The 12,631-nt window shown below is 68.0% G+C and carries 12 protein-coding genes; 6 read left to right on the top strand and 6 right to left on the bottom strand.

The annotated features are described in order from the left end of the window. Positions 1-13 precede the first annotated feature (13 nt). Complete coding sequence (locus tag ADE01S_RS15295) at positions 14-997, top strand: ABC transporter substrate-binding protein (RefSeq protein ID WP_062682577.1); 984 nt, start codon at positions 14-16, stop codon at positions 995-997. A gap of 3 nt (positions 998-1,000) precedes the next feature. On the opposite strand, the gene ADE01S_RS15290 is transcribed toward ADE01S_RS15295, so the two are convergent. Continuing rightward, positions 1,001-1,678 carry an ABC transporter ATP-binding protein gene (locus ADE01S_RS15290; protein WP_062682576.1) on the bottom strand — a complete coding sequence of 226 codons (678 nt, stop codon included), beginning with the start codon at positions 1,676-1,678 and terminating at the stop codon, positions 1,001-1,003. Here ADE01S_RS15290 and ADE01S_RS15285 point away from each other — a divergent pair. Next, positions 1,677-2,324 carry an arylesterase gene (locus ADE01S_RS15285; RefSeq protein WP_062682575.1) on the top strand — a complete coding sequence of 216 codons (648 nt, stop codon included), beginning with the start codon at positions 1,677-1,679 and terminating at the stop codon, positions 2,322-2,324. The genes ADE01S_RS15290 and ADE01S_RS15285 overlap by 2 nt on opposite strands. 41 nt (positions 2,325-2,365) lie before the next feature. On the opposite strand, the gene ADE01S_RS15280 is transcribed toward ADE01S_RS15285, so the two are convergent. After that, positions 2,366-4,327 carry a SurA N-terminal domain-containing protein gene (locus ADE01S_RS15280; protein WP_062682574.1) on the bottom strand — a complete coding sequence of 654 codons (1,962 nt, stop codon included), beginning with the start codon at positions 4,325-4,327 and terminating at the stop codon, positions 2,366-2,368. Positions 4,328-4,694: 367 nt separating this feature from the next. Between ADE01S_RS15280 and ADE01S_RS15275 the strand changes: the two genes are divergently transcribed. From ADE01S_RS15275 to ADE01S_RS15265, 3 genes are read left to right on the top strand one after another with little or no spacing between them, the layout of a single operon-like run. Further along, the gene (locus tag ADE01S_RS15275; protein WP_062682573.1) at positions 4,695-5,987 is read left to right on the top strand and encodes a M20/M25/M40 family metallo-hydrolase; all 1,293 of its coding nucleotides are present in this window, start codon (positions 4,695-4,697) and stop codon (positions 5,985-5,987) included. A 46-nt stretch (positions 5,988-6,033) separates the two neighbouring features. Continuing rightward, positions 6,034-6,783 (top strand): glycerophosphodiester phosphodiesterase, encoded by a 750-nt coding sequence (gene ugpQ / locus ADE01S_RS15270; protein WP_062682572.1) that lies wholly within the window; start codon positions 6,034-6,036, stop codon positions 6,781-6,783. A 13-nt stretch (positions 6,784-6,796) separates the two neighbouring features. Next, complete coding sequence (locus tag ADE01S_RS15265; protein ID WP_062682571.1) at positions 6,797-7,687, top strand: 23S rRNA (adenine(2030)-N(6))-methyltransferase RlmJ; 891 nt, start codon at positions 6,797-6,799, stop codon at positions 7,685-7,687. A gap of 83 nt (positions 7,688-7,770) precedes the next feature. Here the strand turns inward: ADE01S_RS15265 and ADE01S_RS15260 are convergent, their stop codons facing one another. The 3 genes from ADE01S_RS15260 to ADE01S_RS15250 all read right to left on the bottom strand — a co-directional run bounded on the left by ADE01S_RS15260 (position 7,771) and on the right by ADE01S_RS15250 (position 10,511). After that, positions 7,771-9,207, bottom strand: coding sequence for a dihydrolipoyl dehydrogenase (locus ADE01S_RS15260; RefSeq protein WP_062682570.1), 1,437 nt, complete (start codon positions 9,205-9,207; stop codon positions 7,771-7,773). 202 nt (positions 9,208-9,409) lie between these two features. Then, on the bottom strand, positions 9,410-10,138 hold the full coding sequence (locus ADE01S_RS15255) for a glutathione peroxidase (RefSeq protein WP_062682569.1): 729 nt from the start codon (positions 10,136-10,138) through the stop codon (positions 9,410-9,412). A 172-nt stretch (positions 10,139-10,310) separates the two neighbouring features. Beyond that, on the bottom strand, positions 10,311-10,511 hold the full coding sequence (locus tag ADE01S_RS15250) for a heavy-metal-associated domain-containing protein (protein WP_062682568.1): 201 nt from the start codon (positions 10,509-10,511) through the stop codon (positions 10,311-10,313). 121 nt (positions 10,512-10,632) lie between these two features. Between ADE01S_RS15250 and cueR the strand changes: the two genes are divergently transcribed. Further along, positions 10,633-11,025: a Cu(I)-responsive transcriptional regulator gene (gene cueR / locus ADE01S_RS15245; RefSeq protein ID WP_062682567.1), complete on the top strand. Its 393-nt coding sequence runs from the start codon at positions 10,633-10,635 to the stop codon at positions 11,023-11,025. Positions 11,026-11,047: 22 nt separating this feature from the next. On the opposite strand, the gene rlmD is transcribed toward cueR, so the two are convergent. Beyond that, complete coding sequence (gene rlmD, locus ADE01S_RS15240; protein ID WP_062682566.1) at positions 11,048-12,511, bottom strand: 23S rRNA (uracil(1939)-C(5))-methyltransferase RlmD; 1,464 nt, start codon at positions 12,509-12,511, stop codon at positions 11,048-11,050. Between the last annotated feature and the right edge of the window lie 120 nt (positions 12,512-12,631).

Below are 12,631 nucleotides of genomic sequence, written 5' to 3'. Positions count from 1 at the left end.
ACAGAGGCTAACCATGCAACTCAAGCACCTCCTTCAGTACAGCGTCCTGGCCGCGGCCCTGGCCACCGGCGCCGCCCATGCCCAGAACGTCGTGCTCTACTCGTCCAACAACACCGAGACGATCGAAACCGCGCTGGACGCGGTGAAGAAGCACGCGCCCAAGCTGAACGTGCAGCCCGTCACCGGCGGCACGGGCACCATGATGAAGCGCATCGAGGCCGAAGCGCAGAACCCGCGCGGCGACCTGTTCTGGAGCGGCGGCTTCGGCACGCTGGGCGCTTACCGCCAGCACCTGCAACCCTACCGCCCGGCCGACCTCGACAAGATCCCGGCCGAATTCCGCGGCCCGGACGACCTGTGGGTGGGCACCAACGTGCACGTGATGGTGATGATGGTCAACGAGCGCCAGCTCAAGGGCCTGCCCGCGCCCGCCACCTGGTCGGACCTGATGCAGCCGCAATGGAAGAACAAGTTCGCCATCACCGATCCGTCCAAGAGCGGCACCGCCTACATGCTGGTGTACGGCCTGTACAAGCAGTTCGGCCAGCCCGGCCTGGACAAGATCGCCGCGAACGCCGTCGTCACCGCCTCGTCGGGCACCACCTACAAGGGCGTGGCCGCGGGCGAGTACGCCGTGGGCATGACGCTGGAATACGCCGCGCAGGAATACGTGGCCGGCGGCCAGAAGGAGATCAAGCTGGTGTATCCGACCGAGGGCAGCTACCTCGCGCCCGAAGGCATGTTCATCATCAAGGGCGCGAAGAACCTGGACGCGGCCAAGGCGCTGTACGACGGCCTGCTGAGCAAGGAGTCGCAGGAGGCCCAGCTGGTGAAGAACTTCCGCCGCCCGACCCGCACGGACGTGGCCGTGGCCAGCCTGACCACCCTGCCCGACCTGAAGACCATCAAGATCTTCCCGGTCAGCCAGGAAGCCGCGGCCAACGAGTATGAATCCGTAGTGGCGGCCTGGAACCAGGCAGTTGCCAAATCGAAGTAGGCTTCAGGCGCCGTCGGCCATCCGGCCGGCGGCCAGCACCAGCTGGCGTCCGCAACGGGCGGCCAGCTGGGGATCGTGGGTGACGAGCACCAGCGTGGTGCCGTGCTCGCGGTGCAGGTCGAACATGAGGTCGATGACCGTCACGCCCGTGGCGGCGTCCAGGCTGCCGGTGGGCTCGTCGGCGAACAGCAGGTCGGGCTGCACCACGAAGGCGCGGGCGAGCGACACGCGCTGCTGCTCGCCGCCCGACAGGGTGCGCGGGTAATGATGCAGGCGAGCGCCCAGCCCCACCCGCTCCAGCATGGCCTGCGCGGCCTCGCGGGCCGGCTGGCCGGCCAGTTCCAGCGGCAGCATCACGTTTTCGAGCGCGGTCAGGTTGGGCAGCAGCTGGAACGACTGGAACACGAAGCCCACGTGGTTGGCGCGCAGGCGCGCGCGGCCGTCCTCGTCCAGGGCGAACAGGTCCTGTCCGGCCAGGCGCACGCTGCCCGTGCTGGGAACATCCAGCCCCGCCAGCAGTCCCAGCAAGGTGGACTTGCCCGAACCGGAGCTGCCGGTGATGGCCAGCGCGCTGCCGGCCTCGACCGTAAAATCAATATCTTCCAGGATAGACAGCGTCCCGCCGGCATCGGCCACCCGCTTGCCCAGCCCTTTCACCTCGATCGAATTCTTGCTATCCATGCGCCTATTTTCCCGTCTGCTTCTCGTGTCCGCCATGGCGGCCGCCATCGTGGCTCCCGCCCACGCTCAGACCGCCGCGGCGGCCCAGGGTTCCGCGCCGCGCACGGTCCTGGTCCTGGGCGACAGTCTGTCCGCCGAATACGGCATCAAGCGCGGCACCGGCTGGGTGCCCCTGCTCTCCGCCCGCGTGTCGGAACAATACCCCAACTACCGGGTCGTCAATGCCAGCATCAGCGGCGACACCACCAGCGGCGGCGTGGCGCGCCTGCCCGCCCTGCTGCGCCAGCATGCGCCGGCCGTGGTGGTCCTGGAACTGGGATCGAACGACGCGCTGCGCGGCCTGCCCCTGACGATGACCGAGCAGAATCTGCGCACCATGACGCAGGCGGCCCGCCAGGCCGACGCCCGCGTCCTGATCGTGGGCATGCAGATCCCGCCCAACTACGGCCGGGACTACACCCAGCGCTTCGCGCAGGTATTCCCCACGGTCGCCAAAGACGAAAACGCCCGGCTCGTGCCCTTCCTGATGGAAGGTATCGCAACGAACCGGGCGATGTTCCAGGCCGACGGCATCCATCCCAACGAGGACGCCCAGCCCAAACTGCTGGATAACGTGTGGCCGACGCTGCGGCCGCTGCTCGATTAACAGGCGCTAGGGCCTGTTCGGTCGAGAACAGGCCCCCGCGATCAGCCGGCGGCCGGCTGGTCGCCGCGGATGACTTCGGCCGCGGCCGGCAGCACCTGCACCTTGTACTCTTCGCGCAGCATGCGGATCAGCGCTTCGTTTTCGGCCTGGCCCCAGGCGCCCGACAGCTGTTGCGCCAGGCGTTCCTTGTCGGCCGGATCGACCTTGCCGGCCTCGACCTTCTCCAGGCGCACCAGCGTGTAGTCGGCGCCCGATTGCACGCCGGTATAGGCGGGCAGCGTGCTGGCCGGCAGGCGCATCACGGCGTCCAACACCAGGCGCGGCAGGTCCTTGGGATCCTGGCGCGACACGGTCAGCGGCGCGGAGAAACCTTCAGGCGCGGCGGCCGGGTTGGCCTTGTCCTCGGCCAGCGCGGCCTCGCCGGCCTTCTTGGCGGCTTCCGCCGAGCGCTCGTCCACCAGCTTGGCGCGGATCGACTCGGAGACCTTGTCCAGCGGCGGCACGTGGGCCGGCTCGACGGCCGCGACGCGCACGGCCAGCATGGTGTCGGGCGACAGTTCGATCACGCCGGAATTCTGCTTCTCGCGCAGCACGTCGGGCGAGAACAGCACCTGGCGCACGCGGGGGTTGTCCAGCAGCGCGGCATCGGGGCTGTCGGCGGCCGAGCCCGGGCCGACCTTGTCGGCGGGCAGCAAGCCTTCGCGCGTCACGCCGGAGGCGGTGCGCAGCTTCAGGCCGACGGTGTCGGCGGCGGGCTGCAGGCTGTCGCGCTGGTCGTAGACCTGCTTGTTCAGCTGGCTGGCCATTTCCGAGAAACGCACGGCGGCAACCTGCTTGCGGACTTCGCCCACGATCTGGTCCTTGACCTCGGCCAGCGGCTTGATGGCGGCGGGCTGGATCTCGGTGACCTTGACGATGTGCAGGCCGGACGGGCTTTCGATCACGCCCGAGACCTGGTCCTTGGTCTGGCCGAAGATGGCCTTCTCCAGCGGGCCCGAGAGCATGCCGGGAGCCAGCCAGCCCAGGTCGCCGCCATTGGCGGCCGAGCCGGCGTCCTGCGAGTTCTTGCGAGCCAGTTCGGCGAACTGCGCCGGATCGGCGGCGGCCTGCCTGGCGAGATCCTCGGCCTTGGCGCGGGCTGCCTTGCGGGCCTCTTCCGAGGCGCCGGGGGCCAGCTCGATCATGATGTGGCTGGCGCGGCGGCGTTCGGGCTGGCCGAAGCGGTTCTTGTTCTGTTCGTAGTACGCGGCGAGATCCTCGTCCTTGACCTGCACGCCCTGCGTGGCGGCGGCTTCGTCCAGCACCACGTACTGCACCTGGACCTGTTCGGGGATCTGCAACTGCTGCTTGTTGGCGTCGTACCAGGCCTGGATGTCGGCCGGGCTGACGCTGACTTGCGAGCGGAAATCGGCGGCGGCGAAGCGGCGCAGCTGGACGGTGCGCATCTGCGTCAGGGCCGTTTCAAGCGACGCGACGACCTCGGCGGGCGCGCGGGCCGACTGGCCGACGGGCTCCAGCACGCGGGCCACGGCCAGGTCGCGGCGCAGGCCGGCTTCGAACGAGGTCGGCGACATGCCCTGCGCGGCCAGCACCTGGCGATAGCGCTCGGGCGAGAAGCGGCCGTTGTCCTGCACTTCCGGAATCGCGGCGATGGTGTTGCGCAACGTTTCGTCGGACACCGAGAAACGGTTGTCGATCGCCACGTTGGCCAGCAGGCGCTGATTGATCAGCTGGTTCAGCAGGCCTTCGCGCAGCGCCGGCGTGTCGATCACGGCCGGGTCGAACTGCGCGCCCAGGCGCTGGCGGAATTGCTCAAGCTGGTTGCGGTGCGCCTGGTCGAATTCGGCGCGCGAAACCGGTTGCCCGGCCACCGTGGCCAATTCAGGCTCGGCCCGCATGAAACTGTCATAGCCTTGAATCCCGACCAGGAAGAAGGACGGCACGATCAGTAGCAGCAAAATCAACTGCATCCAGCGCCGGTGGCTGCGAATAAATTCGAACATGGAATCCCTGTTGCCGCGCTCCGGGGGTATCTGCCCGGAGCCGCAAGAAAACGCATAAAAAAAGGCGAACCCGATTCGCCCTATTCCCATACCGGTCATTACCGGATCAGCGGGCGGATTTTAGCATTTCTCATTCGTCCGGGAGCCTGGAAGAAACTTGGGGCCGCCGGACCCGCCCCCGGGCCTCGCGCGCACGGGCGACCGACGGGCCGCAAGGGCCTCGCCGGCATGGAATGCGGGCGCCGTCAACCCGGGGAATCACCATTTCCGCCGCCCGGCGCGCCCCGTATCGTGGCCTCAGGGTTTGCCCGAAGCCGAGCCCCTTCCCGGACCCGGCCCCTCCACGCACGCACCGAGGTCTCCGCCGATGCCCCTCTCCTTCCCCCGTCCCCCTATCCTGCGCGCCTGTCTCGCCCTGGCCTTCCTCGGCGGCGCCCACGCCGCCCTGGCCGAGCCGGTCGCCGCCGTCCACGAGGCCGCCCAGGCGCAGCGCCAGGGCATGCTGGACACCATGCGGGACCTGGTCGGCATCGAATCCGGCAGCAAGGACGTGGAAGGCGTGGAACGCATCGCCGAGCTGATCCGCGACCGCCTCAAGGCGCTGGGCGGAACGGTCGAGATCGTGCCGGCCACCGACGTCTTCAGGCTGGACGACACCCCCGAGAAGGTCGGGCCCATGGTCCACGCCGAATTCAAGGGCAAGGGCGACAAGAAGATCATGCTGATCGCCCACATGGATACCGTCTACCGCAACGGCATGCTGAAAGACCAGCCCTTCCGCGTCGACGGCGGCAAGGCCTACGGCCTGGGGATCGCCGACGACAAGCACGGCGTGGCGATGATCCTCCACACCATCGCCCTCTTGCAGAAGCTGGGCTTCGCCGATTACGGCACGCTCACCGTGCTGATCAACGGCGACGAAGAAATCAGTTCGCCCGGCGCCCGCAGCACCATCACCCGCCTGGGCGCGGACCAGGACGCGGTGTTCTCGTTCGAAGGCGGCGGCGCCCAGGCCCGCCTGACGCTCGCCACCAGCGGCATCGGCGCGGCCTACCTGGCCGTGCAGGGCAAGACCTCCCACGCCGGCGCGCGCCCCGAGGGCGGCGTCAATGCGCTGTACGAACTGGCGCACCAGCTGCTGCAGCTGGACAATCTCTCCAAGCCCGAAGAGGGGCTGAAGCTGAACTGGACCGTGGCCCAGGCCGGCACCAACCGCAACGTCATTCCGGGGCAGGCGACCGCTCAGGCCGACGCCCGGGCGCTGCGCGTCTCCGATTTCGACGCGCTTTCCCGCAGCCTGGAGGCCGGCATCCAGAAGAAGCTGCTGCCCGAATCCAAGGTCAGCGTGAAGTTCGAAGTCCGGCGCCCGCCGCTGGAGGCCACGCCCGCCTCCCGCGCCCTGGCCGCGCACGGCGTGCGGATCTACCAGGAGCTCGACCTGCCGCTGAAGGTCGTGGACCGCGCCAGCGGGGGCGGCACCGACGCCGCCTTCGCCGCCCTGAAGGCGCGCGGCCCCGTGATCGAAGGCATGGGCCTGAGCGGCTTCGGCGCCCACTCCAACGACGCCGAATACATCCAGATCGACAGCATCGTGCCGCGCCTGTACCTGGCGGCGCGGATGATCATGGACGTGTCGCAGGGCAAGGCGCCCATGAAGTAGGAGTATCCTTGCAACCCTGTCCCAAGAACCTGATAGCAACACCCCCATGAGCGCAACACTCCCCTCCTGGCCCTATTCCCGTTACATCGCCCATCGCGGCGGCGGCCGGCTGGCCCCGGAGAACACGCTGGCCGCCATGCGCGTCGGCGCCGAGCACGGCTTCACCATGTTCGAGTACGACGTCAAGCTCAGCAGCGACGACGTGCTGGTGCTGATGCACGACGACGACGTGGACCGCACCTCCAACGGCAGGGGCCCCGCCGCCGCCAAGACCTACTCGGAACTGGCGCAGCTGGACTTCGGCAGCTGGCACTCGGCCGCCTATGCGGGAGAGCCGCTGCCCACGTTTGCCGCGGTGGCGCGCTATACCGTCGCCAACGGCATCGCCAGCAACGTCGAGATCAAGCCCTGCCCGGGCCGCGAAGCCGAAACCGGCCGCGCGGTGGCGCTGGCCGCCCGCCAATTGTGGCAAGGCGCCGCCCTGGCCCCGCTGCTGTCCTCGTTCGCCGAGGAAGCGCTCGCGGCCGCCCAGGAAGCCGCGCCGGAGCTGCCCCGCGCCCTGCTGGTGGAGAAAGTCCCCGCCGACTGGCGCGAACGGCTGGCCAAGTACGAGTGCGTGGCGCTGAACATCAATCAGAAAGACGCGACCCGCGAGCTGATCGATGCCGTTCATGCGGCCGGCTACCGGATCGCCGCCTGGACCGTCAACGACCCCGAGCGCGCGCGCCTGCTGCTCGACTGGGGCATCGACGGCATTTTCACCGACGAGCTGGCCGCCATCCGGCCGGCCGCCTGAGACAGGTCTCGCCGTGTTCAGTTACCGCCACGCCTTCCACGCCGGCAACCATGCCGACGTGCTCAAGCACGCCATCCTGATCCACACGCTGGATTACTTCAACAGAAAGGACGCGCCCTATTGGGTCGTCGACACCCACGCCGGCGCCGGGCTGTACAGCCTGGACAGCGACTGGGCGTCCAAGACCTCCGAATTCGCCGACGGCATCGGCCGGCTCTGGGAAGCCGAAGACCTGCCTCCGCTCCTGGCGGACTACATCGCCCGCATCCGCGCCTACAACACCAACGGCCGCCTCAAGCGCTATCCCGGCTCGCCCTGGCTGGCGCTGGACGCCATGCGCCCCTCGGACCGGCTGCGTCTCTTCGAGATGCACCCCACCGAAATCGACACGCTGGTCTCCAACCTGGAGCACCAGGGCCGCACCGCCCTGCGCCAGACCACGATCTACGGCGACGACGGCTTCGAGGGCGTCAAGGCGCTGCTGCCGCCGCCCACGCGCCGCGGCATGGTGCTGATCGACCCGTCGTACGAAGACAAGAACGATTACCGCCGCACGCTCCTCACGGTCAAGGAATGCATCAAGCGCTTCGCCACCGGCACCATCGCCGTCTGGTATCCGCTGGTGCAGCGCCGCGAGGCCGGCGAAATGGCCCGCCATTTCGAGAACCTCAAGGTCAAGAGCTGGCTCCACGCCACGCTCACGGTCAAGAAGGCGACCATCGACGGCTACGGCCTGCATGGCAGCGGCATGTTCCTGATCAACCCGCCCTGGACCCTGCACGACGCCCTGAAGCCCGCCATGCCCTACCTGGCGCGCGTGCTGGGGCAGGACGACCGGGCCGGATTCACGCTGCAATACCGCGAGAACCCGTTCCCCGTGCCCAAGAAGCAGTCCGACGACTGAGCCGCCGGGGCGACGAAAAGGCCACGACGTATCGTGGCCTTTTTTCGTGGAGCCGCCCGAGACAAAAGCGCGCGGCTTCGCGTTTACGCGGCCTCGCTTTCCGGCTCCTCGCGCCGCAAGGCTTCCTGCGCCCGGGCCAGCTTCGCCGCCGCGTCGCGCAACGCCGTGCGCAGGCCCTCTTCGATCACGGGGTGATAGAACGGCATCTCCAGCATGCGCGCCACGGTGAGCTCCTGCTGCACCGCCCAGGCCAGCAAATGGCCGATGTGCTCGGCGCTGGGGCCGACCATTTCCGCGCCCAGGAAGCGCCCGGTTTCGATGTCCGCGTAGACGTGCAGCATGCCGCGGTTCTTCAGCATGACGCGCGAGCGTCCCTGGTCGCTGAAGTCCACTTCGCCCGTGACGTAGGTGCCGGGGATCAGCCGCGCATGGCCCTTGCCCGCCAGCGCGATCTGCGGGTCCGAGAACACCACCGCCAGCGGCGCGCGGCGCAGGCCCTGGCGCACCGCCGGGTAACGGGCCGCGTTTTCGCCCGCGATGCGGCCTTCGTCGGCGGCCTCGTGCAGCAGCGGCGCATCCGCGTTGGCATCGCCCGCGATGAAGATGGGCGAATCGCCCGCCTGCATCGTTTCGCGGTCGAACTCCGGCACGCCGTGCGCATTCAGCTTCAGCGTGGTGTTCTCCAGGCCCAGGCCGTCCACGTTGGGACGGCGGCCGGTGGCCACCAGCGCGTAGTCGAAGCGCTCGGTGCGCTCGCTATTGTCCAGCGCCACGTAGCGCACTTCGACTTCGTCGCCCACGCGGGTGGTTTCCAGGACGCGGGCGTCCGGATCCAGATAGAACTCGCGCTGGAAGATCTTGCGCGCCACCTGGCGGACCTGCGGATCGCTGATGCCGCCCAGGCTGCCGCTCACGCCGAACACGCGCACTTCCACGCCCAGCCGGGCCAGCGCCTGGCCCAGTTCCAGCCCGATCACGCCGGGGCCGAACACCGCCACGCGGCCCGGCAGCTCGTTCCAGGCGAACACGTCGTCGTTCACCACCAGCCGGTCGCCCAGCGCGCGGAAAGGCGGCGGCACCGAGGGGCGCGACCCCGTGGCGATCACGACTCGCGAAGCATGCACTTCGGTGTGCTCGTCCACGCGCAGCACGGTATCCGACACGAAGCGGGCGTAGCCGCGCAACTTGTCCTCGGCGGGGATGTTCTCCACGCCTTCCAGCACGAAGCCCACGAAGCGGTCGCGCTCGCGCTTGACGCGGTCCATCACCTCGACGCCGTCCACGGTGATTTCGCCGCCCACATGCACGCCGAACGCTTCCGTGTGCGCGGCGCCGTGGGCTGCCTCGGCGGCCGCGATCAGCAGCTTGGACGGCATGCAGCCCACGCGGGCGCAGGTCGTGCCGTAGGGGCCGCCCTCGATCAGCAGCGCGCGCTGGCCGGCGGCTTTCGCGGCGCGATAGGCGGCCAGGCCGGCGGTGCCGGCGCCGATGACGGCGATGTCGGTGTGCAGAGTCTTCATGTCTGGGTATCTCCCGGTAAGTCGTGGAGCAGGATTTGCAAGGCGCATTCCGCCTTGTTGCGCATCCTCGGGACGAACGCCGTCCCGCGGCGCCGTTCGGGGCCGCGCGAAGATGCGGAACAAGGGAAACTCGCGGGATGCCGGGCCGCGACGCGGCCCGGCGGGATGGCGGGCGGGACTGGCGCCCCGCCCTGTCCGACGCTTAGGCGAAGTGCGCCTTCAGCTCTTCCAGGCCGCCGATCAGCGAGCCGTTGATGAACACCTGGGGAGCGGTGCCCTTGCCGGACACGGCGCCGATCACACGGCCGCGGACCTTGTTTTCCAGCGGGATCTCGATCGGCGCGTAGCCCTTGGCATCCAGCAACGCCTTGGCTTCGACGCAGAACGGGCAACCCGGCTTGGAGAACACGACGACCTGGTCGGGCTTCTTCGCCGAGGGAGCGAAGTGGGCCAGCATGGTGTCGGCGTCCGACACTTCAAACGGGTCGCCTTCCTTCTCCGGCTCGATGAACATCTTCTGGACCACGCCGTCCTTGACCAACATCGAATAACGCCAGCTGCGCTTGCCGAAGCCCAGGTCGCTCTTGTCGACCAGCATGCCCATGCCTTCGGTGAACTCGCCGTTGCCGTCGGGCAGCAGCGTGATGTTGGCGGACTCCTGGTCCTTGGCCCATTCGTTCATCACGAAGGTGTCGTTGACCGACACGCAGACGATGCTGTCCACGCCGGCGGCGAAGAAGGCCGGGGCCAGTTCGTTGTAGCGCGGCAGGTGGGTCGAGGAGCAGGTCGGCGTGAAGGCGCCGGGCAGCGAAAAGACCACGACGGTCTTGTTCTTGAACAGGTCGTCCGACGTGACCTTCTTCCAGGCGTTGTCCTGGCGGACGGGGAACGTTACGTTCGGAACACGTTGGCCTTCGCGGTTTTGCAGCATTCAAATCTCTCCTTGGGTTGCGGGGTCTTGTTCAACCACCATGGATAGAATGATAAATGCTGACTATCAATTAATCAAATTTAATAATTTAAATTGATTGATAGCTTTAACCAATGAAGAAATTGCAACCGCCAGGCGCGAACTATCATATCGCGCCTGACGGCCTAGGGAACTACACGCGCGTCGGCTCGTAGCCGGCATCGCGGATGGCGGCCTCGATCTTGTCGGCCTGCTCGGCGCCGGTGACGGTCACGCGGTGCGTGGGCAGGTCCACGGTCACGGTGGCGCCCGGCGCCGCCTCGTTCACGGCGCCGGCGATGGTCTTGACGCAATGGCCGCAGGTCATGTCGGGCACTTGGAACTCGATGCTCATGCTTATCTCCAGAGGATTCAGGGTTGGGGACACGGTTTCGTCCACCGTGAACACAGCTTAAACCTTCCAATTATGTCAAGGTCAAGCGTAGAATGGGGACGATCAACGACAGGAGGCTGGCATGAACATCGGCGAAGCGGCGAAAAGCTCGGGCATTTCCGCCAAGATGATCCGCTACTACGAAAGCATCGGCCTGATCGGCCCCGCGGTGCGCACGGACTCGGGCTATCGCGTCTACAGCGAACACGATCTGCACACGCTGCGCTTCGTTCGTCGGGCGCGGGACCTGGGCTTCTCGGTGGAACAGATGAACGAATTGCTGGCGCTGTGGCAGGACCGCAGCCGCGCCAGCGCCGACGTCAAGCGGATCGCGCTGCAACACGTGGAGGAACTGGAGCGCAAGGCCGAGGCCCTGCGCGACATGGCGGCCACGCTCAAGCACCTGGCACGGAACTGCCACGGCGACGACCGGCCGGACTGCCCCATTCTGGAAGGCCTGGGCTGCACGCACTGAGGCGGCGCCCAGGCCCGCCGGATCAGCCCTGGACGGGCTCGCCGGCCGCCTCGATGGCGGCCTGGGCCTCGGCTGCGGCGGCCAGCTTGGCGGCTTCGGCGGCTTCGGCTTCGGCGGCCGCCTTCGCGGCGCGTTCCCGCGCGCGTTCCTTCACCGCGTGGACGCCTTCCGCGTCCAGCGATTCGAATACCGCGATGGATTCCACATGGCCCGTGTGCGGGAACATGTTGATCACGCCCGCGCTCTTGAGCACGTAGCCGCCTTCGTGCACCAGGATGGCGGCATCGCGCGCCAGCGTGGCCGGATTACAGGACACGTAGACGATGCGGCGCGGGCGCTCCTGCGGCTCCAGTTGAGACAGGGCCTGCGATACGGCCTGCGCGCCTTCGCGCGGCGGGTCGATCAGCATGCGGTCGAAATAGCCCAGGCCGCGCAGCCAATCCACGTCCACTTCGAACAGGTTCAGGGTGGCGAAGCTGGTGCTGCCGGCCAGGCCATGGCGCGACGCGGCTTCCAGGGCCCGGTCGGTCAGCGCCTTGCTGCCCTCGACGCCCACGGCCTCGCGGGCCTGCGTGGCCAGCGGCAGCGTGAAATTGCCCAGGCCGCAGAACAGGTCGGCCACGCGGTCGGTGGGCTGCACTTCCAGCAGTTGCAGCGCGCGCGACACCATGGCGCGGTTGATGGCGTGATTGACCTGCGTGAAGTCAGTGGGCCGGTACGGCATGCGCAGGCCGAATTCCGGCATGGTGTAGCAGAGCGTGTCGTCGTGCTCGCGCTCAAGCGGATGCACGGTGTCGGGCCCCTTGGCCTGCAGCCACCATTGCACGTTGTGCTCGGCGGCGAAGGCGCGCAGGATGGCGATGTCGCCGTCGGTCAGGGGCAGCAGGTGGCGCAGGACCAGCGCGGTCACGCCCTCGCCCAGCGACACCTCGATCTGCGGCATGCGGTCGGGCGCCGACATGGACGCGATCATCGCGCGCAACGGCAGCAGCAGGTCGCTCACGTGGCGCGGCAGGACGTGGCATTCGCGCATGTCGGCCACGTAGCTGCTCTTGCGTTCGTGGAAACCGACCAGCACCCCGCCCTTCTTCGGCACCACGCGCACCGACAGCCGGGCGCGGTAGCGGTAGCCCCAGGTCGGGCCCTGCAGGGGCGCCAGAATGCGCGCGGGGCGCAGCTTGCCCACGTGCCAGAACGTGTCTTCCAGCGAGCGCTGCTTGATGGCCACCTGCGTGGAGGGCTCCAGGTGCTGCATGGCACAGCCGCCGCAGACGCCGAAATGCGGGCAGCGCGGCACCACGCGCTGGGACGACGGCCGCAGCACTTCTTCCACGCGCGCGATCTCGTACGAGGGCTTGCGGCGCACCGTGACCGTCGAGACCCGCTCGCCCGGCAAGGCGCCTTCCACGAATACGACTTTCCCGTCGCGGCGGGCGATGCCCCTGGCTTCCAGGTCCAGGGATTCGATATTCAAAACGTCAGACATCTCACGCAGTCCAGAATTACACGCAACCCGCTATTGTAAAAGGACTGGGACCGATCCCGGAAATGGATTTCCGGGCGGCCCACGCCCGCGGCCCGGGCGGCGGGACGCAAAAAAGGGGCG

This window comes from Achromobacter denitrificans NBRC 15125 (assembly GCF_001571365.1).
In the GTDB taxonomy this organism is placed as follows: domain Bacteria; phylum Pseudomonadota; class Gammaproteobacteria; order Burkholderiales; family Burkholderiaceae_B; genus Achromobacter; species Achromobacter denitrificans.
This window is presented reverse-complemented; position numbering and strand designations above follow the sequence as displayed.